The sequence below is a fragment of the Goodfellowiella coeruleoviolacea genome, from assembly GCF_024171785.1.
Taxonomy (GTDB): Bacteria; Actinomycetota; Actinomycetes; order Mycobacteriales; family Pseudonocardiaceae; genus Goodfellowiella; species Goodfellowiella coeruleoviolacea.
Map to the genome: position 1 here is coordinate 166,625 of NZ_JAMTCK010000014.1, position 25,542 is coordinate 192,166.

At 72.6% G+C, this 25,542-nt stretch carries 20 protein-coding genes; 13 read left to right on the forward strand and 7 right to left on the reverse strand.

Features of this window, described 5'->3' with window-relative positions; genetic code table 11:
* Positions 1-103: 103 nt before the first annotated feature.
* Genes dpgA through dpgC form a run of 3 tightly spaced genes read left to right on the forward strand, consistent with a single transcriptional unit; the run spans position 104 to position 3,332 of the window.
* Positions 104-1,279, forward strand: a complete 1,176-nt coding sequence (gene dpgA, locus LX83_RS27390; protein WP_253776474.1) for a 3,5-dihydroxyphenylacetyl-CoA synthase DpgA — start codon at positions 104-106, stop codon at positions 1,277-1,279.
* Between the two features lie 5 nt (positions 1,280-1,284).
* On the forward strand, positions 1,285-2,004 hold the full coding sequence (gene dpgB, locus LX83_RS27395; protein ID WP_253776476.1) for an enoyl-CoA-hydratase DpgB: 720 nt from the start codon (positions 1,285-1,287) through the stop codon (positions 2,002-2,004).
* 8 nt (positions 2,005-2,012) lie between these two features.
* Positions 2,013-3,332, forward strand: a complete 1,320-nt coding sequence (gene dpgC / locus LX83_RS27400) for a (3,5-dihydroxyphenyl)acetyl-CoA 1,2-dioxygenase DpgC (RefSeq protein WP_253776478.1) — start codon at positions 2,013-2,015, stop codon at positions 3,330-3,332.
* Between the two features lie 101 nt (positions 3,333-3,433).
* Here the strand turns inward: dpgC and LX83_RS27405 are convergent, their stop codons facing one another.
* The gene (locus LX83_RS27405; protein ID WP_253776480.1) at positions 3,434-4,360 is read right to left on the reverse strand and encodes an IS701 family transposase; all 927 of its coding nucleotides are present in this window, start codon (positions 4,358-4,360) and stop codon (positions 3,434-3,436) included.
* A 388-nt stretch (positions 4,361-4,748) separates the two neighbouring features.
* Between LX83_RS27405 and LX83_RS27410 the strand changes: the two genes are divergently transcribed.
* The 4 genes from LX83_RS27410 to LX83_RS27425 all read left to right on the forward strand — a co-directional run bounded on the left by LX83_RS27410 (position 4,749) and on the right by LX83_RS27425 (position 8,296).
* The gene (locus LX83_RS27410; RefSeq protein WP_308204062.1) at positions 4,749-5,615 is read left to right on the forward strand and encodes a 3-hydroxyacyl-CoA dehydrogenase family protein; all 867 of its coding nucleotides are present in this window, start codon (positions 4,749-4,751) and stop codon (positions 5,613-5,615) included.
* A 102-nt stretch (positions 5,616-5,717) separates the two neighbouring features.
* Positions 5,718-6,011: an acyl carrier protein gene (locus LX83_RS27415; protein ID WP_253776482.1), complete on the forward strand. Its 294-nt coding sequence runs from the start codon at positions 5,718-5,720 to the stop codon at positions 6,009-6,011.
* Positions 6,004-7,113: an acyl-CoA dehydrogenase family protein gene (locus LX83_RS27420; RefSeq protein WP_253776483.1), complete on the forward strand. Its 1,110-nt coding sequence runs from the start codon at positions 6,004-6,006 to the stop codon at positions 7,111-7,113. The genes LX83_RS27415 and LX83_RS27420 overlap by 8 nt, the downstream gene beginning before the upstream one ends.
* A gap of 76 nt (positions 7,114-7,189) precedes the next feature.
* Positions 7,190-8,296, forward strand: a complete 1,107-nt coding sequence (locus LX83_RS27425) for an HAD-IIIC family phosphatase (protein ID WP_407649678.1) — start codon at positions 7,190-7,192, stop codon at positions 8,294-8,296.
* A 3-nt stretch (positions 8,297-8,299) separates the two neighbouring features.
* Here the strand turns inward: LX83_RS27425 and LX83_RS27430 are convergent, their stop codons facing one another.
* On the reverse strand, positions 8,300-9,007 hold the full coding sequence (locus LX83_RS27430; protein ID WP_253776484.1) for a class I SAM-dependent methyltransferase: 708 nt from the start codon (positions 9,005-9,007) through the stop codon (positions 8,300-8,302).
* A gap of 468 nt (positions 9,008-9,475) precedes the next feature.
* Here LX83_RS27430 and LX83_RS38065 point away from each other — a divergent pair, with 468 nt between their 5' ends.
* The gene (locus LX83_RS38065; RefSeq protein ID WP_301329000.1) at positions 9,476-12,397 is read left to right on the forward strand and encodes a helix-turn-helix transcriptional regulator; all 2,922 of its coding nucleotides are present in this window, start codon (positions 9,476-9,478) and stop codon (positions 12,395-12,397) included.
* 61 nt (positions 12,398-12,458) lie between these two features.
* Here the strand turns inward: LX83_RS38065 and LX83_RS27445 are convergent, their stop codons facing one another.
* Positions 12,459-15,374, reverse strand: coding sequence for an AfsR/SARP family transcriptional regulator (locus LX83_RS27445; protein ID WP_301329001.1), 2,916 nt, complete (start codon positions 15,372-15,374; stop codon positions 12,459-12,461).
* 585 nt (positions 15,375-15,959) lie between these two features.
* On the opposite strand from LX83_RS27445, the gene LX83_RS27450 reads away from it, so the two are divergent.
* From LX83_RS27450 to LX83_RS27460, 3 genes are all read left to right on the forward strand, one after another.
* Positions 15,960-17,417, forward strand: coding sequence for an aldehyde dehydrogenase family protein (locus LX83_RS27450; protein WP_253776485.1), 1,458 nt, complete (start codon positions 15,960-15,962; stop codon positions 17,415-17,417).
* A gap of 17 nt (positions 17,418-17,434) precedes the next feature.
* Positions 17,435-18,238, forward strand: coding sequence for an enoyl-CoA-hydratase DpgD (gene dpgD / locus LX83_RS27455; RefSeq protein WP_253776486.1), 804 nt, complete (start codon positions 17,435-17,437; stop codon positions 18,236-18,238).
* 140 nt (positions 18,239-18,378) lie between these two features.
* A complete protein-coding gene (locus LX83_RS27460; protein WP_253776641.1) occupies positions 18,379-19,215 on the forward strand; it encodes a peptidoglycan-binding domain-containing protein in 837 nt (278 codons plus the stop codon).
* 48 nt (positions 19,216-19,263) lie between these two features.
* Here the strand turns inward: LX83_RS27460 and LX83_RS27465 are convergent, their stop codons facing one another.
* Together LX83_RS27465 and LX83_RS27470 are read right to left on the reverse strand one after the other, a co-directional pair.
* Entirely contained in the window at positions 19,264-20,013 is a 750-nt protein-coding gene (locus LX83_RS27465) for a cupin domain-containing protein (protein ID WP_253776487.1), read from the reverse strand.
* Between the two features lie 74 nt (positions 20,014-20,087).
* On the reverse strand, positions 20,088-21,047 hold the full coding sequence (locus LX83_RS27470) for a DUF6807 domain-containing protein (protein ID WP_253776488.1): 960 nt from the start codon (positions 21,045-21,047) through the stop codon (positions 20,088-20,090).
* Positions 21,048-21,463: 416 nt separating this feature from the next.
* On the opposite strand from LX83_RS27470, the gene LX83_RS27475 reads away from it, so the two are divergent.
* Positions 21,464-22,414, forward strand: a complete 951-nt coding sequence (locus tag LX83_RS27475; protein ID WP_253776490.1) for a hypothetical protein — start codon at positions 21,464-21,466, stop codon at positions 22,412-22,414.
* Positions 22,415-22,470: 56 nt separating this feature from the next.
* Here the strand turns inward: LX83_RS27475 and LX83_RS27480 are convergent, their stop codons facing one another.
* Together LX83_RS27480 and LX83_RS27485 are read right to left on the reverse strand one after the other, a co-directional pair.
* Positions 22,471-23,433, reverse strand: a complete 963-nt coding sequence (locus tag LX83_RS27480; RefSeq protein WP_253776492.1) for a DUF1152 domain-containing protein — start codon at positions 23,431-23,433, stop codon at positions 22,471-22,473.
* A 129-nt stretch (positions 23,434-23,562) separates the two neighbouring features.
* On the reverse strand, positions 23,563-24,021 hold the full coding sequence (locus tag LX83_RS27485) for a DoxX family protein (protein ID WP_253776494.1): 459 nt from the start codon (positions 24,019-24,021) through the stop codon (positions 23,563-23,565).
* A gap of 1,391 nt (positions 24,022-25,412) precedes the next feature.
* Between LX83_RS27485 and LX83_RS38070 the strand changes: the two genes are divergently transcribed.
* On the forward strand, positions 25,413-25,535 hold the full coding sequence (locus LX83_RS38070) for a hypothetical protein (protein ID WP_301329002.1): 123 nt from the start codon (positions 25,413-25,415) through the stop codon (positions 25,533-25,535).
* Positions 25,536-25,542: the final 7 nt, after the last annotated feature.

Sequence of the window (25,542 nt, forward strand, 5' to 3'; positions counted from 1 at the left end):
CCGATTATGCACCGGCGCGCCTAGCATCCAGTCGGCAGGCAATAGCCGGCAATCATCAACGGCGTTCGGTCCGGGTTCGACCGACAGTTCCTGCGGAGTCCTGATGACAGAAACGCAACAGTTGGCGCGCTCGACACCGGTCGGCGACGACCGTGTTGTGGAGCCGGATTCGGTGGCCGCGGCACCGCGGATCATCGGGGTGGGCACGGCCGTGCCGGCGTTCTCCTACACCCAGCAGGAACTGCTCGACGTGTTCCGGATCGAGGACCCCCGGATCCGGTCGGTGTTCCTCAACAGCGCGATCGAGCGGCGCTTCCTGAACCTGCCGCCGGAGCAGGACGACGGCACCCGGCGGATCGAGACGCAGGGCGAGCTGCTGGCCAAGCACCGCACCCACGGCATCGAGATGGGCGTGCGCGCGCTGCAGGCCTGCCTCAAGCAGGCCGAGGCCGACCTGGACGACGTGGCCTACCTGTGCTGCGTGTCCTCGACCGGATTCCTCACCCCCGGGTTCAGCGCCCTGGTGATCCGGGAGCTGGGGCTGGGTCAGCACTGCGGCCGGCTCGACGTGGTCGGCATGGGGTGCAACGCCGGGCTGAACGGGCTCACCGCGGTGTCCGGCTGGGCCGGCGCGCACCCGGGCAAGCTGGCCGTGATGCTGTGCATCGAGGCGTGCTCGGCCGCCTACGTCTTCGACGGGACCATGCGGACCTCGGTGGTCAACAGCCTGTTCGGGGACGGGTCGGCGGCGGTGGCCGTGCTGGCCGACCCCGAGGACCGGCGGGAGGGCCCGACGGTTCTGAAGTTCGCCAGTTGCATCGTTCCCGAGGCGATCGACGCCATGCGCTACGACTGGGACGACGAGGCGGGCAAGTTCAGCTTCTTCCTCGACCGCGAGGTGCCCTACGTGGTGGGCGCGCACGCGGAGCTGATCATCTCCCGGCTGCTGGCGGGCACCGGCCTGCGCCGGGACGACATCGCCCACTGGATCATCCACTCCGGCGGCAAGAAGGTCATCGACTCGGTGATGATCAACCTCGGGCTCAGCCGGCACGACGTCCGCCACACCACCAACGTGCTGCGCGACTACGGCAACCTCTCCAGCGGCTCGTTCCTGTTCTCCTACAGCGGGCTGGTCGAGGAGGGCCTGGTGCGGCAGGGCGAATACGGGGTGCTGATGACGATGGGGCCGGGATCGACCATCGAGACGGCACTCGTCCAGTGGCGTGGCACTGATTCGCGATCGGGTGGTCCGTCCGCCCGGCTAGGAGATGGGTGAACCCGATGTCTTCCAGTGACGTGTTGGCCGGTCAGGACGTGCTCAGCCTGGACGTGGCCGGAGACGGCTCGCTGTCGCAGTCGTTGCTGCTCGCGGTGAACGAGTTCTGCGACCGCGTGCAGGACGCGCCGGCCGGGACCGTCGCGGTGCTCCGGGTCGGTGGTGACCGGCCGGCGCCGGCCGCGTCCTGGCCCGGTGATGTCACCATCCACGCGGTGAACCGCTGGGAGCGGGCGCTGCGCCGGCTGGAGCGGCTGGGCGCGGTCACCGTGGCGGTCGCCGCCGGCCGCTGCACCAGCCCGGACATCGAGCTGCTGCTGGCCACCGACTACCGGATCGCCACGCCCACCACCAGCCTGGCGCTGCCGGCGGACACCGGTGAGTTCTGGCCGGGCATGCTGGTGCACCGGCTGGCCACCCAGATCGGCGTGGCGCGCACCCGCCAGCTGCTGCTGCGCGCGCCCGAACTGGCCGCGGCGCGCGCGGTCGAGCTGGGTCTGGTCGACGAGATCGCCGAGGACGTGGCCACCGCGGTGGAGCGCACCGTGGCGAGCCTGCGCGCGGTGCGCGGGCCGGAGTTCGCCATCCGCCGCCGGCTGCTGCTGGACGCGCCGACCACGAGCTTCGAGGAGGCGCTGGGCGTGCACCTGGCCGCGTGCGACCGGACCCTGCGCCGCGCCCCCGCACCGGCCGAGGCCCGGCCCGCGGCGATGGCCGCGCTGTGAGCACCGCCATGACGACCACGGGTGCGCTGCCCGACGTGGTGCTCGACGGAACCTTCGAGGCGGACGCGGACGCGCTGGGGCGACACGTGCGGGCCGGTGAGGCGGTGCTCGCCGGACTGCCACCCCGGCCGGAGCGGTCCGCGGCGCAGCAGGCCGTCGCCGACGAGGTGCACCACGCCAGCCGGCGGCTGCGCGCCCGGTTCCTGCACCGGCACGTCGGCGAGGTCTACGACCGGGTCACCCGGGGCCGGGTGCTCCGGCCGCGCCTGGCCGAGCTGGCCTTCGCCGCGGCCGAGGCCGTGCCGGGCCTGCTGCCCACCCGGGAGCAGATCGCCGAGGAGCGCCGGCACGCGCAGGCCGCCAAGGAGGGCCGGGAGATCGACCAGGGCCTGTTCTTCCGCGCGGTGCTGCGGCACCCGGAGGCCGGCGCCCACCTGGCCGACACCATGCTGCTGCCGACCGAGCGGGCCGTGGCGCTGCTGCCGGAGTTCCAGCGCACCGGGCAGGTCCGGCTGGACACCGTGCACATGGAGCGGCGCGCCGGCGCGGCCCACCTGACCGTGTGCAACGAGGCGCACCTCAACGCCGAGGACGAGACGCTGATCGCGGACCTGGAGGTCGCCGTCGACCTGGCCCTGCTGGACGAGCAGGTGCGGGTCGGCGTGCTGCGCGGCGGGCCGATGACCCACCCCCGCCACCTGGGCCGCCGGGTGTTCAGCGCCGGCATCAACCTGACCAGGCTGCACCAGGGGCAGATCTCCCTGGTGGACTTCCTGCTGCGCCGCGAACTCGGCTACCTCAGCAAGCTGGCGCACGGGCTGCTGGTGGACACCGACCCGGCGGCGTGGCCGCGCCAGCGGGTGGACAAGCCGTGGGTCGCGGCGGTGGACTCGTTCGCCATCGGCGGCGGCATGCAGCTGCTGCTGGTGTTCGACCACGTGATCGCCGCGGCCGACGCCTACTTCAGCCTGCCTGCCGCGCAGGAGGGGATCGTGCCCGGCGCGGCCAACTTCCGGTTGAGCCGGATCACCGGTCCCCGGCTGTCCCGGCAGGTGATCCTGTCCGGGCGCAAGATCTGGGCGCACGAGCCGGCGGCCCGGCTGGTCTGCGACGAGGTCGTGGATCCCAAGCAGGTGGACGCCGCGGTCGAGGCGGCCGTGGTGCGGCTGGACAACCCGGCGGTGGCCGCCAACCGGCGCATGCTCAACCTCGCCGACGAGCCCAGGGACGCCTTCCGCGCGTACCTGGCGGAATTCGCCGCCGAACAGGCGCTGCGGCTGTACGGGACGGATGTGCTGGACAAGGTGGGGCGCTCCTGGGCGCGTTAGCGGCCGACCGCGGGGTTGTTCCGCCAGGAATGCGACGGGGTGGTCGACGCTGATTTTCCAGCGTCGACCACCCCGAACCAGATAAACCGCCGAGCAATTTGTCAGGCGGTTTTCAACTCATTCTTCCCAACCGCGCCAGCACCATTTTCCCGGGTACTCGCCAGGAAGAGCTGCGCGGCCGAAACCAGCGTCACGTGGCGATTCCAGCCAATCCAGGAACGCCCTTCGAAATGGTCCAGCCCCAGCTCCGAGGTGAGTTCGCGCTGGCCGTTCTCCAGCCGGCGGTGCAGCTCGGCCGGCCGGATCACCGCGCCGGCGACCACGTCGCTGTCCGGCTGCGTCGGGCAGGGCAGCCGCCGGCGGTCCAGCGCGGCCCGGAACTCGGCGTTGTCGGCGTAGCCGGGGCCGGCCACCACCAGGTTCGGCCGCAGCCCCCACCCCACCAGCTCGTCCAGCATGCGCAGCGCCAGCACCCACGCCGGGCGGTGCCGCTCGCTGTCCGGGATGCCGCAGCGGCGTCGGCGGCGGGCGGTCTCCCAGCCCTGCGCCGGGTTGGCGGCAAGGGTGTCGTCCCAGCTCTTGGGCATGAACAGGCGCCAGTTCACCGAGGTGGACGCGGTCTGGCCGACGAGGTGCACGCTCACCCCGAGCTGGCAGTTGGCCACCCGGCCCCTGGCACGGACGTACTGCCTGGCCACGCACGGCGACCCGGCGCCGTCCTTGAGGAAGCTGGCCTCCCCGACCACCCAGGCCACCGGGCGCAGCACGGCCGCCGCACGGCGGGCCAGCCTAGCCCGCACCGCGGTGACGTCCCAGGTCGACGAGGTCACGAACTGTTGCAGCGCCTGGTGGTCGATGCCCAGCCGCTCGGCCATCGGCTGCATCGACTTGCGCCCACCGGACAGCATCAGGCCACGCAGGTACAGCTCGGCCTTGGCCCGCTGGTCCGATCTCGGCAGCGGCGCGAACACATCCGCGGCGAAATCGGCCAGCCCCTCGTGCACCACGTCGGCGTCCCCAGCAAACACCCCAGCTCACCCGACTCTCGATCGGCAACCGTTTCAGCATCCCCCCGCCTGCTTCCCGGCCAGCCAAGCACATCGCGCTAACAATCCACTAACGAGCCGCGGCAGTGGGCGCACGCACAGTTGTTGCCGGGCGCATATCGACCTGACAAAGTGCCGATAGGGGTGCCGCCACCACCACACCAGGGGGATTGACCGGGGCAGTGCGCCATCAATAGCCTGCACGTGTTCCGCCCCGATCGGAAAACCCTGTCCGAAAACCCTGTCGGAAAACCCGTCGGCGAATTCACCGGCCACTGCCGGCACACCTGCGTGCGCTCGCCGCCGGGACAGCTCCCTCGGCCGGCGCCGGTGGACCGCGACGGGCGCCTGACGATGTTGCGGAGGTTCGGTGACCAACGACCAGGCAGCGCACCGGCTCACCGTGGTGGGAGCCGGTGTCATGGGTACCGGCATCACGACGATGGCCCTCGGCCACGGCGTCCCCGTCCTGCTGGTCGACGTGGACCGGGCCGTCCTCGACCGGGCGCGGACGGCGATCAGCCAGCAGCTGCGGCACGCCCAGCTGATGGGCGCGCTGCCGGCCGACCGCGCCGTCGGTGAGCTGACCACCAGCCTGTCCGTGCGCGACGCCGCCGAGGCCACCGCCGTGGTCGAGGCGATCACCGAGCTGCCCGAGGCCAAGGCCGCGGTGCTGGGCGAGGTGTCCTCGGTGGTCCGCCCGGGCACTCCGCTGATCTCCAACACCTCGGGCATTCCCATCGCCGAGATGGCCGAGTGGGTGCGCCGGCCGGACGAGCTGGTCGGCACGCACTTCATGAACCCGCCCTACCTGATCACGATGGTCGAGGTCATCCAGGGCCCGCGCACCGGAGCCGCCACCATGGCCGCGGTCACCGCGCTGCTGGCCGCACTGGACCGGAAGGCCGTGGTGGTGCGGGACGCCCCGGGCTTCGTGACCAGCCGGCTGCTGCACCCGATGATCAACGCCGCGGCCCGGATCGTGGGCGAGGGCACCGCCACGGTCGAGGCGGTGGACACGCTGATGCAGGGCTGCCTCGGCCACCCCACCGGCCCGCTGCGCACCGCCGACCTGATCGGCATCGACAACCTCGTCGACTCGCTCACCGTGCTGCACAAGCGAACCGGGGACGAGGCCTGCCGCCCCTGCCCGCTGCTGCTGGACAAGGTTCGCGCCGGCGAACTCGGCCGCAAGTCCGGCCGGGGTTTCTACGACTACGGAAAGGCGCTGTCGTGACCGACGACGGACCCAACACCGTCGCGACCAGCGACCGCACGGACACCGTCGTGACCGACGACGGCAAGGCACTGTCGTGACCAACGACCGAAAGGCACTGTCGTGACCATTGAACAGACGGCGGCCTCGGCGGTGACCGCCGAGACGGTCGCCAGCACCGTGCTGGGCTTCCTGGTGGAGCGCACCAGGACGACCCCCGAGGTGGACCAGGACCTGTTCGCCTCCGGCGTGGTCTCCTCGATGTTCGCCATGGAGCTGATCGTCCACCTGGAGAAGTCGTTCGGCGTGAGCATCGTCGGCGGCGACCTGAAGCTGGACAACTTCCGCTCGGTGCGGTCGATGACCGCGCTGGTCCTGCGGCTGCGCGGCGACTCGGCCCCGGCCGCCGATGGCTGACCCGCTCGCCGGGCAGCGCGACCTGGTCAGCGCGCTGGTCGGCGACCAGGCCGACAAGTGGGACCTGGCCGGTGAGCTGCCCGAGGAGCTGCTGCGCCAGCTCGGTGCCGCCGGCCTGCTCTGCGCGCAGGTGCCCGCGGCGCACGGCGGGCTCGGCGCGAGCAGCGCGGCCAACGGTGAGTTCACCGCGCACGTGGGCAGCCTGTGCAGCTCGCTGCGCAGCGTGATGACCTCGCAGGGGATGGCCGCCTGGACGATCCAGCGGCTGGGCGACGCCGACCAGCAGCGCGCCTGGCTGCCCCGGTTGACCAGCGGGCAGCTGGCGGCGGTCGGGTTCAGCGAGCCGGCCGCCGGCAGCGACCTGTCCGCGATGGACACCCGGATCAGCCTGGAGGGCGACACCGTCGTGGTGTCCGGCCAGAAGGTGTGGGTGACCGCCGCGCACTACGCCGACCTGCTGGTGGTCTTCGGCCGGTGCGGGGACGGCGGTGCCGCCGTGGTGGTGCCGGCCACCGCGCCCGGGGTGCTGGTGGAGCGGGTGGCCGACCCGATGGGCTGCCGTGCCGCCGGCCACGCCAACGTGCGGCTGGACGCGGTGCGGCTGCCAGCCACCCACCTGCTCGGCGGGGTGGGCCAGTCGCTGCCGCTGCTGGTCACCGCGGCGCTCGCCTACGGCCGGTTCTCGGTGGCCTGGGGCTGTGTCGGCATCCTGCGGGCCTGCCTGCGCGCCTCGGCCGAGCACGCCCGCTCCCGCCAGCAGTTCGGCACACCGCTGGGCCAGCACCAGCTCATCGCCAGGCACCTGGCCGACCTGCTGGTGGCCGAGCAGGTGGCCACCCGCGCCTGCGAGCACGCCAGCCACTGCTGGGACGCCGGCTCGCCGGACGTGGTGATCGCCACCGTGCTGGCCAAGCACGTCAGCGCCGGGCACGCCGCGCGGGGTGCCGCCTCGGCCGTGCAGGTGCTGGCCTCGGCCGGCGCGCGGGACGGGCACGTGGTGGCCAGGGCGTACCGGGACGCGAAGCTGATGGAGATCATCGAGGGCAGCAACGAGATCTGCCAGCTGATCCTGTCCCAGCACGTGTTGACGACCGTCCGGTGATCGCGGCACGCCCGCTCCGGCCGCGGCCAACTGTCCGAACTCGACAGTCCACAAGCGAGCATCCCGAGGAGGAGCCGTGCCCGATCCGACCCCGATGGTGAAGTGCCTGGTCTGGGATCTGGACAACACCCTGTGGCAGGGCACCCTGTTGGAGGACGCCACGGTCGAGCTGGCCGATGCGGTGCGCGAGGTGGTCAGCACGCTCGACTCGCGGGGCATCCTCCAGTCGATCTCCAGCAAGAACGACCACGACCTGGCCATGGCCCGGCTGGAACAGCTGGGCATCGCCGAGTACTTCGTGCTGCCCAGGATCAGCTGGGGGCCCAAGTCGGAGGCGGTGCGGGCGATCGCCGACCAGCTCAGGTTCGCGCACACGGCAATGGCGTTCATCGACGACCAGCCGGCCGAGCGCGCCGAGGTCAGCTTCCACCTGCCCGAGGTGCGCTGCTACTCCGCCGAGCAGGTGCTCTCCCTGGTGGACCTGCCCGAGTTCAGCCCGGCGACGGTGACCGTGGACTCGCGCCGGCGCCGGCAGATGTACCAGGCCAGTTTCCAGCGCGAGGCCGAGCAGGCCAGGTTCACCGGTCCGGACGAGGAGTTCCTGCGCTCGCTCAACCTGGAGATGCGCATCGGCCGGGCCGGCGACGAGGAACTGTCCCGGGTGGAGGAGCTGACCCTGCGCACCAGCCAGATGAACGCGACCGGCGTGCACTACTCGGACGCCGCACTGCGCGGGCTGCTGGCCGATCCCGGCCACGAGGTCCTGGTGACCACGCTCAGCGACCGGTTCGGCCCGCACGGCGCGGTCGGTGTGCTGCTGCTGGCGGTCCAGCCCGAGGTGTGGCACCTCAAGCTGTTGGCCACCTCCTGCCGGGTGGTCTCGTTCGGCGCCGGCGCGGTGCTCCTGAACTGGCTGACCGACCAGGCCAGCCGGGCCGGCGCCCACCTGGTGGCCGACTTCCGGCGGACCGACCGCAACCGGATGATGGAGGTCGCCTACCGGTTCGCCGGTTACACCGACCAGTCCTGCCCGTGCGTGGCCGCGCTGCCCCCGGCCGAGGCCGAGGACGTGCAGCGGCTGCACCTGGTGCCGACCGCGCGCCCCGCGCCGACCACCATGCGGCTCGTCGCACCGGACCTGGCCGCGGACCACGCGCTGGCGCGGCCGGGCCCGGTGCGCTGAGGCTCAGGCCGGCTTCCTGCGCGCGAGCGTGATGCCGTCGGCCACGGCGAGCAGCGATATCTCGACCCGGTCGTCGTCCCGCAGAAAAGCGTTGAGTTCCCGGATGGCGACCGTGTCGGAATCCTGGGCGGCCGGATCGATCACCCGACCGAAGAAAAGCGTGTTGTCAATGACGACGAGTCCGCCTGGTTTCACCAGTTCCAGGGCGGACTCGTAGTATTTCCGGTAATTCGCCTTGTCCGCGTCGACGAACACCAGGTCGACACTGTCCGGTCCCTGTTCCGCGGTGAGCAGCGCCAGGGTCTCGACGGCGTCGCCGATGCGGACGTCAATGCGGTCGGCCACGCCGGCGCGCACCCAGTACGGCCGGCCGATCGCCGGCCACCTGTCGGTGACGTCGCAGGTCACGAGGTGTCCGTCGGCGGGGAGCGCCCGAGCCATGCACAGCGTGCTGTACCCGGTGAAGGTGCCGATCTCCAGCACGGACCTGGCCCCGGTGAGACCGACGAGCAGGGCGAGGAACTGGCCTTCCTCCGCCATCACCTGCATGGCGGCGCCCATGGGCAGCTGCGCGGTTTCCGCACGCAGTTCCCGCAGGATCTCGTCATCCCGGAGTGAAACACCTCGGACGTATTCCAACAGCTGCGGGGAGGAGTCAACCTGATTTGCCATACGCACACCATAGAGCCGGAAAAGCAATTCGGCGAGCACGGTCCGGTTAATCGGAGTTCGACCGGAGAACGGCGGGAAACCGGATCGCGTCCGGCCGCCACCGCGTTATCGGGGTACCCCTGTCGCACTTTGTCAGGTCCGCCGGCCAGCAGCCGCCCAGGCCTCCGCGACCTAACAAAGCCCGGGCGCGATCGGGTCGAGCCGGCACATCCGGGACGCGTGCGCCGAGCCGTGGTTGAATCGCTGTCGATCATCCCCGGCCGACCCGCCGGCACCCGCTGTCGCCAGCGTCGATGCCGCTCCGGCCAGCCAGCCGCCGCACCGCGCACCCGTGGGATAGGTAGAGATTTTCCATCTATCGCATATGTCCGTAAGGCCTTCACTAATCCGCTTCGCCCGAGGTAGGTTCGGTGCCCAACCCACAGATGACCCTCAACCCAATCACTCTGAGTCACTTTCCAGTCGGCGGTGGTCCTCACGGCGAACGGGAACCAGGAAGGGCGAAGCATGGAGTTGGCGGAACGGCGCCGGGAGCTGGGTGTCCTCAACGGACTGTTTGATCGTGCCAGACAGCACCGGGGACAGATCGCACTGATCACCGGGGGCGTGGCGTGCGGGAAAACCGCCCTGGTGAACACCTTTGCCGACCACGCGGTCGACTCCGGCGCGGTGCTGCTCACCGCGACCGGTTCCCGCGCCGAGCAGGCCCTGCCCCTGGGCGTGATGGGCCAGTTGTTCGGCGGCACAACACCACTGGACCAGCTCACCGCGAGAACACCGCCGGCCGGCGTCGGATCCACAGTGGACAGTGGGTGGGACGTGCTCGCGGTCGACCAGCCGGACGCGGCCGTGCTGGACGCGCTGTGCGCGCACCTGCTGGACCTGGCCAGCCAGCAACCGGTCGTGCTGGCCATCGACGACGTCCAGTTCGCCGACGCCCAGTCCCAGCAGGCCCTGCTCTACCTGCAACGCCGCATCCGCTCCGCGCGGGTGCTGATGGTCCTCACCGAGTGGGCCCAGCCCCGGCCCCGCCACCTGCCCTTCCACAGCGAGGTCGCCCGCCTGCCCTACTTCACCCGGCTGCGCCTGGCACCGCTGTCCCGCTCCGGCGTGGCCGAGGTGCTCGCCCAGCAGCTCGACGTCCCCACCGGCCGCCAACTCGCCCCCGCCTACCACCAGACCAGCGGCGGCAACCCGCTGCTGGTGCACGCGCTGATCGAGGACTACCTGGCGGCCGACTGCGCCCGGCCCAGCGGGCTCGGTGCCGAGCCGGTGGTGGGCGACGCGTTCGGCCAGGCCGTGCTGGACTGCCTGCACCGGTGGGAACACAGCCTGCGCGAGGTCGCGTGCGGACTCGCCCTGCTCGGCGAACACGCCTGCCCCCGGCTGCTCGGCCGGCTGGCCGACCTCCCGGCGGACTCGGCCGCCCAGGTGCTCGACGTGCTGACCATGGCCGGCCTGGTGCACAACGGCGGGTTCCGGCACCCGGCCGCCCGCGCCGCCGTGCTCGACAGCCTCACCCCGACCGACCTCGCCGCGCTGCACGTGCGCGTGGCCGAACTGCTGCACCACGAGGGCGCCTCGGCCACCGCGGTCGCCGGCCACCTGATCAGCGCCGACCAGGCCAGCGGCCCGTGGGCCACCGCGGTGCTGTGCGACGCCGCCAGGCAGGCACTGGCCGACGACGACGCGACCCTGGCCGCGGCCTGCCTGGACCTGGCCCACCGGGTGTGCGGCGACGACCAGGAACGCGCCGCCATCACCGCGCTGCTCGCCCAGGTCGACTGGCGGGCCCGGCCCGGCACCGCCAACCTGCGCCTGGCCCAGCTGCGCGCGGCCATGCGCGCCGGCCACCTCACCGGCAGCGACGCGATGACGCTGGTCAAGTACCTGCTCTGGCACGACCACGCCGGCGAGGCGGCGCAGACGCTGACCACCCTGATCGAGGCGACCGAGTCGGTGTCCCCCCAGGTGCACGCCGAACTGGGGCTGACCTACCACCTGCTCTCCCACTCCCACCCGCCGCTGTTCCCCCGGCGGGCCAGCGTCCCGGTGCCGCCGGGGCCGATGGAGCTGCTCGCCACCACCGGGGACGCGTGGAGCCGGGCGGCCGCGGCCCTGGCCACGGTGCTCAGCACCGGGCCGAGCGAGGTCGCCATCAGCGCGGCCGAGCACGTGCTGCAGACCTGCCAGCTGACCGACACCACGCTGGACGCCCTGGTGTCCGCGCTGCTGGCGCTGGTCTACGCGGACCGGCCGGACCGGGCCGCGCCCTGGTGCGAGGCCCTGCTGGAGGAGAGCGCCGCCCGGCAGGCCAACACCTGGCAGGCGCTGCTCGGCAACCTGCGCGCCGAGATCGCGTTCCGCCAGGGCGACCTGCTCCTCGCCGCCGAGCACGCCCGCACCGCGCTGGACCGGATGCCGGCCGAGCAGTGGGGGGCGGGCATTGGCGCGCCGCTGGCCACGCTGCTGCTGGCCACCACCGGCATGGGCGACCACGACGAGGCGGCCGGACTGCTCAAGCGGAGCGTGCCCGAGGCGATGTTCCAGACGTGGTTCGGCCCGCAGTACCTGTGCGCGCGTGGCCACTACTTCCTGGCCACCGGGCGGTTGTTCGCCGCGCTCGGCGACTTCCGCAACTGCGGCGCGCTGATGACCGAGTGGGGCATCGACCACCCGGCGATCGCCGCGTGGCGCACTGGCGCCGCCCAGGCCCACCTGCGGCTGGACCAGCCGGACCAGGCGCGGGAACTGCTCACCGAACAGCTCGCCCTGCCCGGCGCCGGCGTGCGCACCAGGGGCGTCTCGCTGCGGCTGCTGGCCGCGCTCGACCGGTCCGAGCAGGGCCTGTCCCTGTTCACCGAGGCGTTGGCGCTGCTGCGGGTGCCCGGCGACCGGGTCGAACAGGCCGCCGCGCTCGTCGACCTCAGCCACGCCCAGCACGGCAGGGGCGAGGTGGACCAGGCGCGGGCCACCGCCGAGCAGGCCATGGACCTGGCCAAGAGCTGCCACGCCGAGACGCTGTGCCGGCGGCTGCTGGCCCGCGCCGGCGCGCACCACGCCGGCCAGGACGGCGGCGACACCGGCGCGGCCGCCGGCCTGGCCACGCTCAGCCGCGCCGAGTGGCGGGTGGCCTCGCTGGCCGCCCTCGGCGACACCAACCGGGTGATCAGCCGCAAGCTCGGCATCACGGTCAGCACCGTCGAGCAGCACCTGACCAGGGTCTACCGCAAGCTCAACGTGCAGAGCCGGGCCGAACTGCCCAGTGGCCTGCCCCTGCAGCGGCGGACGTGGAGCGAGGAACGGGAGAACGCCAGGGTCGGCGTGCCCTCGGCCCGGCTGTCCGGCCGCGCCGCCCCGGCCGGCGGGTGGGCCCACGGCAGGGTGTTCGGCACCCGGGTGGACGACCGCCGCGTGCGGGTCGAGTAGCCGCACCGGGCGTGGTCCTGGGGTGGCCCGGGCAGCGTGGCCCGGGCAGCGTGGCCCGCGCTCACCCGGCACCGGCATCCGCCAGCTCCGCCAGTTCGGTGGCCAGCGCGCGCATGCCGAGTTCCGCGCACAGCGCCCGCGCCGACCGCAGCAGCGGGGCCGCCTCACCGGCCTGGCCCAGCGCCAGCCGGTGCACGGCGAGCCGGTGCAGGGCCTGCGCCTCGCCCCGGCGGTCGCCGAACCGGCGGAACACGTGCAGGCTGGCCTCGACCAGGCGCACCGCCTCCCGGTGCTGGCCGCGCACCTCCGCGATCCGGCTGTGCAGCAGCCGGACGTGTGCCCGGCCCACCGGCTGGTCGAGTTCGTCGAGCAGCGTGACCGCCCGCCGGCACAGCTGGTCGGCCTGGTCCAGCGCACCCAGGTCGAGGTGGGCCCTGGCCAGGCTGCTCACCACCACCGCCTCCAGGTCGGCCTCGCCGACCCGCCGGCACAGGTCGAGCGCGTCGGTCAGCGTGCCCACCGCCGCGGCCGGTTGCCCGCTCAGCGCCTGCACGTCCCCGAGCTGGCGCAGTGCCCGGGCCTGGCCCCGCTGGTCACCGGCGGCGCGCCCGAGGTCCAGCGCCCGGCGGGCCAGCCGCCCGGCCTCGGCCAGCTCGCCCTGCCGGGCCAGGCAGAAACTGTGCAGCACCAACGCGTCCGTGGCCGCCAGGTCCTCGCCCAGCTCCTCGAACGCGGACGCGCACTCGGCCAGCACCGCCGAGGCGTCCACCACCCGCCCGCCCATCAGCATGCCGTGCGCCTGGCCGAACTTGGCCCGCGCCGCCACCAGCCGGTCCGCGCCGGCCGCCGCGACCAGTGCCGAGTACAGCCGGTCCACCTCGGGCATCCGGTGCTTGATGGACAGGAAGCCGCTCAGCCGCTCGGCCGCGTCCAGCGCCTCCCGGCCCCAGCCCACGGCGGCGGCCCTGGTGAGCACCGCGAGCAGGGTGTCGTTCTCGGCCGCGCACCACCGGACCGGGTCCTGGTGCACCAGGTCGCGCGCGGCCGCCGGCGGGTCGATGCCCGACGGCGGGCCGATCGGCGCCAGCCACCCGGCCGGCGTGGGCAGGTGCTGGAACGCCACCTCGATCAGCGCGCGGGTGCGGTCGAACAGGCGGCGGAACGCCGCCCTGGCCGGGGTGTGCGCCTCGGTGGGCACCCCGTCCGCCGGCTCCACCCGCTCGGCGGCGAACACCCGGACCAGGTCGTGCATGGTGTACCGCTCGTGCTCGCCGCTGGCCGGTTCGATCAGGTGGCTGGTCAGCAGGTGGTGCAGGGCCTGGTCGATGGCGGCGTCGTCGTCGGCGAGCGCGGCCAGTGCCCACGGCGCCAGCTCGGCCGTGCCCGCCAGCGCGAACCTGCGGAACACCAACCGCTCCAGCTCGCCCAGCGCCTCGTAGGACACGGCGAAACCGGCCCGCACGTCCAGTTCGGCCACGGCCAGCTCGTCGAGCAGGTGGCGCTGGTCGCGCATCCTGGCCAGCAGCGAGGCCAGCGACCACTGCGGCCGGGTGGCCAGCCGGGCCACCACCACGGTGATCGCCAGCGGCAGCCGGCCGCACCGGTCGACCAGTTCGGTCGCGGCCTCCGGTTCGGCCGCCACCCGTGCCGCGCCCAGCACCTTGGTCAGCAGCATCAGTGCCTCCGGCCTGGTCAGCGGGGGCACCGCGACACCGCGCGCGCCGGGCAGGCCGACCAGCAGCCGGCGGCTGGTCACCAGCACGGCGTTGCCAGGGGTGCCGGGCAGCAGCGGCCGCACCTGGGCCTCGTTGGCGGCGTCGTCGAGGATCACCAGCACCCGCCGGCCGGCCAGCCGGCTGCGGTAGGCGGCGGCGCGCTGCGCGACGTCCACCGGCACGGCCGCGTCCGGCCCGTTGAGCGCGCGCAGCAGTTCGGTGAGGACCTCGCCGGGCGGACGCGGGTCGCCCGAGCCGCCGCCGAGGCTGACGTAGAGCTGGCCGTCGGGGAACCGCGCGGCGAGCAGGTGGGCCACCCGGACGGCCAGCGCGGTCTTGCCCGCGCCGGGTTGGCCGGTCAGGGTCACGGTGGCCATCGCGCCCGGGGCGGTCAGCAGCCGCACGGTCCGGGCGATCGCCTCCTGCCGGCCGGTGAAGTCCACGGTGTCGGCCGGCAGCTGCCGGGGCACCACCACCGAGGGCGGCGCGTCCCCGCGCAGGATGCTGGCCCGCAGCTCGGTCAGCCGAGGGCCCGGCTCGACCCCGAGGTCGCTGGCCAGGGCGCGCCGCGCGGCCTGGTAGACGTCCAGCGCCTCGGCCCGCTCCCCCACCAGCCACAGCGCCCGCATCAGCAGCCCGTAGGGCTGTTCGCGCAGCGGGAAGCGGGCGATCAGGCCGCGCAGTTCACCGATCACCTCGGCGTGGTGGCCCAGCCGCAGCTCCGCGGCCAGGCAGTCCTCGTGCGCGGTGAGCCTGGCGTGCTCCCAGCCCCGCACGAGTTCGTCGATCACCTCCGAGGAGGCGGCCCGGTGCCAGGACGGCGTGCCGCGCCACAGCCGCAGTGCCTGGCGCAGCGCCCGCGCGGCCCGCTGCTGCTCGTCGGCGCCGGCCGCGGCCCGGCCGTCGGCGATCAGCCGCTCGAACTCGATCAGATCGCACTCGTGCGCGGCCAGGTCCAGCTGGTAGCCGTCCAGCACGAACCGCAGGCGCCGGTCGCCGCCTGGCGTCGCGCGGGCGAGCACCGAGCGCACGGCGGCGACGTGGTTGTGCAGGCTGGCGCCGCTCGTCCTGGGCGGATCATCGCCCCACAGCGCCCTGATCAGCCGGTCCCGGGTGACCGGCCGGCCGTGCCCGGCCACGAGTGCCACCAGCAGTGCGGTTGTCTTGCCCCGGGGAACCGCGATTTCCTCGCCGTTATCGGACCGCAGGTGTAATCGTCCCAAAACCCCCAGTCGCACATCATCCCCTTTGGTCACCCGCATGTGTTGCCACACCACTGCGCCGAACCGGCCGCCTTGGTTACTCCGAGGAGATGAGTTTCATCCTATTCAACCGCTTTTATCACGCCAATGGCCGAGCCGACGCGGCCGGTCAGTAACCACGCGTGGCAGTCCGCCATCGGCCCGGACGACCGGTCCCGCCGCACCCCGCCGGGCACGGCAAGGACCGCACCTCTTTTCGCCGATCCGAGCACTCACCGGCGAACCCGAGAACCCCGCTGACCTAACAAAGCACAACCACTGCCACCCCGAGCACGACCACGCTTTTCCACCCCGACAAAATCCCTATGGCGCATATCACAACAGGCCCACCTACCAGGCCGGTACCTGCACTGACATCATGAGTCACCGCTCCGAAAAGAAGCACGAGAACACGGCTCCGCACAACCGGAAAACACCCGACAAAAGCTTTCGCCAACACCGGGGAAAGCCGCCCCCGACGGCCTCGGAAATCGTCGCACCGCGTTTTCCGCATTCCTGATCGGTTTCCCGGTGGCGCGCGCCAGCCGGTGGCCGGCGCCGTGGTCGAGGGCCGCTCCGCGCGCCGACCGGACAAGGAGAGATCGCATGGCTCGACTGCTCGGCCCGGCCCAGCAGGGCACGGTGTTCAGCTCCGGCTGGCGCGCGCCGGCCGGTGGCAGCGCCGAGGTGGTGGAGAAGGCCACGGGCGCGCGACTGACCACCACCGGGCTGGCCAACCCCGCCGACATCAACGCCGCCGTCGCCGCGGCCAAGGCCGCCCAGCCCGGGTGGGCCGCGACCCCGCCGGCCGAACGGGCCGCGGTCCTGCGCGCCGCCGCCACCGTGCTCGACCAGGCCCGCGACGAGGTGGCCGAGTGGATCGTGCGGGAGGGCGGTGGCGTGCGGGCCAAGGCCGAGTTCGAGATCGGCGCGGTCGCCGACGAGTTCCGCGCCGCCGCCGAACTGCCCACCCGCCCGCACGGCGTGCTGCTGCCCGCCGAACCCGACCGGCACAGCATCGCCCGGCGCGTGCCGGTCGGTGTGGTCGGGGTGATCAGCCCGTGGAACATGCCGCTGCTGCTCGGCATCCGGGCGGTGGCCCCGGCGCTGGCCCTGGGCAACGCGGTGGTGCTCAAGCCGGACCCGCGCACCGCCGTGGCCGGCGGCCTGCTCGCCGCGCGCCTGCTGGAACGGGCGGGTGTACCCCGCGACGTGCTGCACGTGCTGCCCGGTGACGCCCGGGCCGGCGCGGCGCTGACCGAGCACCCGGACACGGCCATGATCGCCTTCACCGGCTCCACCTCGGCCGGCCGCCTGGTCGGTGCGACCACCGGGCGCCTGCTCAAGCGGGCCTCGCTGGAACTGGGCGGCAACAACGCGCTGATCGTGCTCGACGACGCCGACCTCGACCTGGCCAGCTCGGCCGGCGCGTGGGGGTCGTTCTTCCACTCCGGCCAGGTCTGCATGAGCACCGGCCGGCACATCGTGCTGGCGTCGGTGGCCGAGCAGTACACCGACCTGCTGGCCGCCAAGGCCGACAGGCTGCGCGTCGGCGACCCGTGGACCGAGCAGGTGGACCTCGGTCCGCTGATCGACGCCGGCCAGCGCGACCGGGTGCACCGGATCGTCACCGAGTCGGTGGCCGCCGGCGCCGCGGTCCGGACCGGCGGCAGGCACACCGGCCTGTACTACCGGCCCACCGTGCTGACCGGGGTCACCGCGGACATGCCGGCGTTCACCGAGGAGATCTTCGGCCCGGTCGCCCCGGTGGTCGTGGTCGCCGACGAGGACGAGGCCGTGGCCGTGGCCGACCAGACCGAGTTCGGCCTGTCCGCCGCGGTGCAGACCGGCGACACCCGCCGCGGCCGGGCCGTGGCCGACCGGCTGGCCACCGGGCTGGTGCACGTCAACGACCAGACCATCAACGACGAGGCGCACATCCCGTTCGGTGGCCGCGGCTGCTCCGGCAACGGCTCCCGGCACGGCGCCGAGCAGAACTGGGCGGAGTTCACCGAGTGGCAGTGGCTGACCGTGCGGGAAACCCCGGCCCGATACCCGTTCTGACCCTCCACAGAGGACACATGATCGACGAACTGACCAGGGTCCGCTACGTCAAGGACGGCCGCGTCGCCCGCGTCACCCTGGACCGGCCCGCCGTGCTCAACGCGATGGACCTGCGCACCCACGCGGAACTGGCCGCGGTGTGGGACGACTTCGAGGCCGACGACCAACTGTGGCTGGCGGTGCTCACCGGCGCCGGCCCCCGGTCGTTCTCGGTCGGCCAGGACCTCAAGGAACTCGCCGCGCGCGACGCGGCCGGCCCGACGCCCTCGACGTTCGGCAGCCGGGGCAAACCCGGCTGGCCACGGCTGACCGAGCGGTTCCACCTGGCCAAGCCGGTGATCGCCAGGGTCAACGGCTACGCCTTCGGCGGCGGCTTCGAACTGGCGCTGGCCTGCGACGTGGTGGTGGCCGCCGAGCACGCCGAGTTCGCGCTCACCGAGGCCAGGCTCGGCCTGATCCCCGGGGCCGGCGGGGTGTTCCGGCTGACCAGGCAGGCGCCGTTCCGCGCCGCCATGGGCTACCTGCTGTCCGGCCGCCGGATGAGCGCGCGGCGCGCCTACGAGCTGGGCCTGGTCAACGAGGTGGTGCCGGCCGAGGAACTGGACGACCACGTGGCGCGCTGGGTCGAGGACATCCTCGCCTGCGCGCCGCTGTCGGTGCGGGCCATCAAGGAGGCGGCCACCACGGCGGCCACCCTGCCGCTGCCCCAGGCGTTCGCCACCCGCTACGTGTGGGAGGAGCGCCGCATGCACAGCCGGGACGCGGTCGAGGGACCGCGCGCCTTCGTGGAGAAACGCCCACCCCGCTGGACCTGCGAGTAGCGGTTCTCTCCGTTTTGTACGTCCTTTGTATCCACACCGGCCATCCTGGCCGCATGTCTGCAATGGACGACTGGAGGACAGCCATGAGCGTGCGGTCGGACAGTGCCGAGGGCGCCCCGGTGGCGCTCACGCGACGGGGTCTGCTCACCAGGGCCGCGGCGCTGACCGCGGTCGGCGCGGCCGCCTCGCTCGCGGTGGCGCAGCCGGCGCTGGCCAGCCAGGACACCTCGACCCTCGACCTGCCCACGGTGAACATGGAGGCGGTGCTCAAGGCCGCGCAGATCGACCCGCGCCGCCCGGACACCGCGCTGACCCCGGGCAGCAAGGAGAGCGTGCTGCTGGTGGAGCAGGCGCTGGCCGACAGGGGCCTGCTGGCCGCGCAGTACGTGGACGGCCACTTCGGCACGTCGACCATCACCGCCTACGCCGCCTACCAGAAGTCGTTGGGCTACACCGGACTCGACGCGTCCGGCCTGCCCGGGCCGACCTCGCTGGCCAAGCTGGGCGCCGACCGGTTCACCGTCACCAACGTGGTCAGCGCGGGCACCCGGGTGTCCTGGCGCGGGGTCACCGTGAACACCCGCACCAAGGCCATGGTCCTGGCGGCCGAGGCACTGCTCGGCCGGACGCTGAGCTTCACCCAGGGGTCGTACAACACCGGCGTCGGCGCCTCGGCCGGCACGCACGACGGTGGCGGCGCGCTGGACATCAACGTGTCCGGCATGACCTCGGCGACCCGGGTGACCGTGACCGAGAAGCTGCGCCGGGTCGGCTTCGCCGCCTGGGTCCGCACGCCGGCCCAGGGCGACTGGGGCTACCACATCCACGCGATCGCCATCAGCGACCCCGACCTGTCCTCCGGTGCCCAGCACCAGGCGGGCGACTACTACCTGGGCCTCAACGGCCTGGCCAACAAGGGCAAGGACGACGGCCCCGCGGTCGAGAAGGTGACCTGGGAGGAGTACCAGCGCGGCTGAGCGCGGAGGGCTGAGCGCGGCGCGGCCGGCCGTGGGACGGGCGAGGGCTCATTCCACGGCCGGTCCCCGCTGGCTCACCGGTGGCGTCTCGGCCGCGTCCCTGGCGTAGGGCGCCAGAAAGCCGCACATGCCCAGCGCGGTCTCGGCCGGTGCGTCCAGCCGGGCCACCCGGGCCTGCCGCAGGTGCGTGCCGTCACCCCGGCGCAGCGCCTCGATCTGCTCGCCGGTGCGCAGGGCGGCGGCCAGTGCCCTGGCCCGCCAGGCCCGTTCCCACGCGTCCATCCGGTCGGCCACCAGGGCAACGGCCGCCGCGTAGAACCGCTCCAGCGCGGCAGCGCCGCCCGCGACCAGTTCGGTGAACCCGGCGATCGCCAGGTCCCGCCGACGCCGGGCCCGCTGCTGCCGCTCGGCCGGGCTTCCCGCACCGAGGTCGGCCGCTGCCGCGTACGCGCTCGGGCTGGCCAGGTGGCTGTCGGGAAAGGTCATCACCGCGTCACCGGCCTCGGGCAGGCCGTCGTTCTGCATGATGACCTGCACCCGCAGCTCGCCGGTGTTGACCGCGCGGTGCACGGTGCCCGGCGTGAACCAGACCGCGTCACCGGCCCGCAGCGGGATCACCCGCAGCCCGTCCAGGGTCAGCGTGTGCAGCTCGCCGGTGCCACCGAGCACCAGGTAGCACTCGGTGCAGGTCAGGTGCAGGTGCGGCGAACCGCCGTGCAGGCCGTCGTCGGTGTCCCACGGGTACACCCGCAGCCGGGAGAACCCCGTTCCCCCGGGCAGCAGCGGCTGCTCGCCCATGCCGTCCGTCCCTTCTGGATCGTCGCCTGCCGCGGGTCGACCGTCCCGTCGGGTGGGGCCGACCAGGTCCCGCCTCATCGGGTGGCCGCGGTGCTCACCTGCTCGCCGAGGATGTCCGCGGCCGCCCCCTCGGCCGCTGCCGCGATGTCGGCCGCGCCGGCCGGACCGGTGTCACCGTCCACAATGGTCACCGTGTAGCGGAAGGCCAGGCGCTGGCCGGGTTCGACCGGCCTCACCGTGTCGAAGAACGGGGCCGGGCACACGGCGGCGAACACCCCGGTGCGGACGAACCAGCGCACCGGCCGGCCGTCGGGGTTGGGGCTGTGGTCGACGAACACCAGCGTCGAGGTGGCGTCGACCTCGTCGTGCCGGCCGGCGTAGGCGAGCCAGTCGCCGCGCTCCCCCATCATCTCGTCACCGCCGACGCGCCCGTCCAGGTAGACCCGGCCGTGGCTGAACGACCTCGGCCCGCGCCAGAACAGCCCGCCGTAGCCGGCGTTGGGCCGGCCCTCGGTGGTGGGGCTGCCGATCGGCACGGTCGCGCCGGAGACGTTGGTGAACTCCGTGTGGAAGGCCAGGGTCCAGTGGCCGTGCGCGGCGTCCACCCGCGCGCCGAACCGGCGGCGCTCGGTGAACCAGTCCGCGCCGGTGCTGGCCACCCAGGTCAGCGACTCCTCGGCGCGGAACAGCCGCCCGGCGGCGCTGATCCCGCCGAATCCGGTGTGGACGGTGGAGCCGTTGTTGTCGGCCTGGACGTAACCGCGGTCGCGGAAGTACGTCGGCCCGCCCCAGAAGTTCTGCGTTCCCACGTTCGGCAGCGAGTAGGCGATCCCCCGGTGCCACACGTGGTCCCAGGGCCGGAAGGCCGACACGGTCCGGCCGGCCAGGGTGCGCAGCGGGTGGAAGTAGGGCCGGGGCGACTCCAGCCTCGGGTCATCCGGCCCGTAGACGTAGCGGAAGAGCGCGACCCCGCCCGAGGCGACGTCGAGGTGGTGACCGTGTTCCTCGGTGACGGTGAGCTGGCCGGTGTCCATCAGCGGTTCCCTTCCTCGGCACCGCGATGACGCCGGTGGGACCGCAGTGCTTCGGTCAACTCCGGGAGGATTCTCACCCGGAGTGCCAGCCGGGGCAAGGTCGGCGCGGTGCGTCCCACAGTCGGGCGGACCGCGACACCGCCGCGCGAACCAGGCCGGCCACGTCCGGACGGCGCACTCCCGCTGCCCCGTTCGCGCGCTGCCCCGTTCGCCACGGAACACCAGACGTGGCAACGAAAAGCACCACCTCGGGGGCGCGGCGGCGACCGGCCGTGACCGGCCGACGTGGTCCAACGCGGCAGACCTCGTCGCCGTTACCGGAAAGAAATCCCTTGCCGCACTGGACATCCGGACCCGCTCTGGCAGCATGATCGCGCCGCCGCCGTCCCCCACACAGCACCAGACAGGATGATGCCGTGCCGCAGATCGTCTTAGCCGCCGCCGTCGCGCTGGCCTCACTCGTCCCCACAGCCGACGCGACGGCCGCCGCCACCGCGGCCACCACCACCGCGGTCGACACCACCGTGCACACCGCGACCAACACCACCTCGGCCGAGGCCCTGGACGCGTACTGGACGCCGGAGCGCGTCGCCTCGGCCACACCGGTCAGCCCGCCGGCGACCGCGCGCACGGCCGCGCGGGCCGAGGCCGAGAGCGCCCAGCGCGAGGCCGCGACCGGCAGACCGGTGTCCGTTCCCGCCACCCGGCCCACCGACCAGTCCGAGGTGCACACCACCGCCAGCGTGTGGATCACCATGGGCAGGCTGTTCTTCACCAATCCGGGCGTGGGTGACTACGTCTGCTCGGCGAACGTCGTCACCAGCAACAACCGCGATGTCATCGCCACCGCGCGGCACTGCGTGATGGACATCGACAGCGGCAAGACCTACACCAACTTCCGCTTCGCGCCCGCCTACGACCGGGGCAACGCGCCGTACGGCTGGTGGAACTGGCGGTCCATGGGCTGGCGGGTCGACCAGAAGGGCCCCGGCGGCGACAACGCGTTCATCGTGCTCGCCACCGGCGGCACCAGCGGCCGGCACGTCCAGGACGTGGTCGGCGGCTCGGGCATCGGGTTCAACCAGCCGACCAACAAGTACGCACACGGCATCGGCCTTCCGGCCGACAAGGACTACGCCGTCTGGTGCGAGGGGCAGCCCTACGACGGACAGCAGGGTGGCGTGCAGATCCCCAACTGCATCGGTCTCAGCGGCGGCGCCAGCGGTGGCGCGTTCATCGTGAACTACCAGGCCGGTGACGGCTCGGCCATGCAGACGGCCAGCTTCTTCGGCAGCTGGGGCGACTCCTACTTCGCCTACTACCGCGACGCCGCCTACCAGGTCTACAACGGCGCCCAGAACGCCTGACCGCCAGCCGGTGACCTCGTGCGCGGCCCAGGCGGGCGCGCTGCCCCGAACACGCGTCAGTGGGGCAGGCTCCGCCTGGGCCGCGGCCGTGCCCGGTCCTTGAGGTGGGCCCGGATGACCAGGGCGACCTGGTGCGCGTGCTCGGTGTGTTCGAGCAGGGCCAGGTAGTCGACGCCGCTGGCCAGCCCCAGCAGGTCGAACGTGAAGTACAGGCCCATCAACGGGTTCACGAACAGCTCGCTGCCCCGGGTGCGGCTGGACGCGTGCACATCGCCGAACTCCCCGCGGATCGCGGCCGCGATCTGGCCGTTGACGATGCTGGGCCGGGTGGTCGTCTGCTCGGCCGCGTGCGCGACCGCGGCCAGGTATGCCGCGCCCTCCTGGCTGTCGGCCGGCACGGAGAACGCGCCCAGGTAGGCGCCGGCGCGCTCCAGCGCGGCGATGTTCTCCAGCACGTGCGCGTGGCAGACCCCGTGGTAGGCGTCGATGCCGAAACCGAGGCAGGCCACCAGCCGGTCGACGCCGTCGTCCAGCCCGGCCACGGCGGCCAGGCTGGTCATGTCCTCCTCGGGCGTGCCCAGGCCGCTCTCGTCCCCGCGCAGCAGGATGTCCGTGCCACCGTCGACGAGCACGACCGCGTCCAGGTCCAACTGCGACACCAGGACCTGGTAGGCCGCCCGCAACCGCCGCACCCCGGCCTTGGGGAAGGCGTACACCCGGGGCGCGAGGCCGGTCGCGGGCAACCAGCGGGCCAGTGTCCGCTCGGGAAAGTACTCGTCGTTGCCCACGCTGTCCGGGTGGACCTCGGCCACGCCCGGCCCGACCCAGTCACCGCTGGCCAGCCGGCTCAGGTCGCTGAACGCCAGGTTCGCGAGGTGCACCCGCTTGCCCATGCCGTGCAGGGCCAGCGCGATGGGCAGTCCACTGTAGATGTCGAAGCCGCCGCCGGCCCCGGCGATCAGGATGTTCTCGGCCGGGCGCAGGCGGGTGAACAGCGGTGGCTCGGCTAGGCGGAACACCCTCCCAGGTTACCGGTGCGCCGCCGCACCGCTCCCCCGATCCCAGTAAGTCCATTATGGATGGTCGGGGCACGCGTTCGCCAGTGAAAGCGTGCCCCGACGGTGCACTCGGGGCTGGTGGCAGCCCGCTCAGGCGGTGGGCTGCTGCAACGGGGCGGGCTCCGCCACGCTACTGCGCTGGCCGCCCGCTGACTGCTTGCGGCTGAACAGCGAGTCCAGCGCCAACGTGCCCGGACCGAGGAAGACGATCAGCAGGAAGGCCCAGCAGAACATGGCCGCCGCCTCGCCACCGTTCTGGATCGGGAACAACCCGTCCGGCTGGTGCACGAAGAAGTAGGCGTAGGCCATGGACCCCGAGCAGATGGTCGCCGCCACCCTGGTGGCCAGGCCGAGCAGGACCAGCACGCCACCGGCCAGCTGGATGGCCGCCGCCCACCAGCCCGGCCACTCGGCGAAGCCCGGCGCCCTGCCCCGCACGCCGCCCAGCACGCCGAACAGGGTCGCCGCGCCGTGGCACGCGAACAGCAGACCCACCACGATCCTGAACAAGGCCAGCACGTGCCCCTTGTTCTTGTCCAACAGTTCCATGGAATTCCTTCCTCAGGCATTGGGAAAAGAACCGCCCGGCAACGGTTGCCTCGCCGGGCGGCGGTCGAGGCCGCGCCACAGAACGGAGAGACGCCCCAGAAGCGGCGACACCGCGGCAAGAACCGGGCTCGCCGTCCAGCAACCGGCCTCGGAGTGGCCAGGGATGTCCTGTTACGCCAGCGGGTCCAGGTTGGCCGGCCGATCGCTTGGCCGGCACACCGCTGACGTCCGCTTCATCCGTTTTCTGGCTTCCGAGAACGGCCGTGCCACAGGCCAGCCGTGGGTCTGACTGACCAGCTGCATTGGGACGCAGTCACTCGAATTTACCTCGGGGCCCCAGGCGCAGAAAGAGCCGATCCGCCCATCGTGATTGGTCGCCGTCGATCCCGCCGATAGTCCGTTCCGCCGAGTTGTCCTGCTGCCCGACGGGGTAGCACCCCCACCGGGACAGGACCGGGCTGACCGCCACTGACGCGGATCGTGGACCGACAGATCAGCTATGCGTAACAACCACCGGCGACCACGTGAACAACGGCCGCCACACGTGTTGTTTTTCCGGGGCAGCGATCGGGCGGGTGGCCCGACCGATCGCCGGTCCGACATGGTGCCGGACCAGCGTTGGACAACCGCCGGCTGCATAGCGTGTCACCCTTCTGCCGCCATCTCGCGGAGCCTTGCCGAATCTCCCGAAGATTTACCACGGGAAATTCAAAGGTTCATCAAAAGGACGCGCGGGGGCACCGGCAATCAGCGGGTCCGCCCGCCCACCGCCCCTGGTTGTGGTGGGTGCCCGGTGCGGACCGCTGTGGTGTGAGTCGAGCCACGCGGCCCGCTGGCAGCTGACGACCAGCCCAGTGGGGATGGCCCCGTGAGGAGGGACCGGTCGAGGTGGACCGGTGGGAACTGCCCGGCGCGGCGGACCGACCCGGTCAGCTCGCCGCTCGACCCGCTGGACCGGTGGCGGGTCCTGGTCGACGCGGTAACGACGCCGACCGGTTCCGCGGCGGGCGCGCCAGCCCGTTCCCGCGCGCCGCGGTGCTGGACCAGGAAATGAACCGGGGGATGAATTCGTCGGCGCCGGCCCGCCGCCGCGGTTTTCGGGCCACACGCGACAACGAGGTCAGCACCGGAGAATGCACCTCTTTCTGCCTGCGTGACCATACTTCCAGCCTAGGCGAGCACCGAACCTCTTTTCATCGCTCGATCGAGTGTTGTTCTCGCCGCCCCACTCAATGGGGTGACCACCGACAGGTGGTTCGCACACGACGGAATTTGTGGACCACGGTGGAACACCGTGCTGAATTCCCCCGACGCGCTCCCCGCGAAATGGACCGATCAACAACGGATACCGCACGAATGGGGACGAAAGAGGACGAACCGCAACGGATGGGGTGACCGACCCGACCCCGACCGCCGAGGACCTGGCCCGCACCGCCGGGATCGTCCCCGACGGCGGCATCGGCCGACGACTCGGCGGGCGATTCGGCGGGCGATTCGGCGGACGACTCGGCTGACACCAGG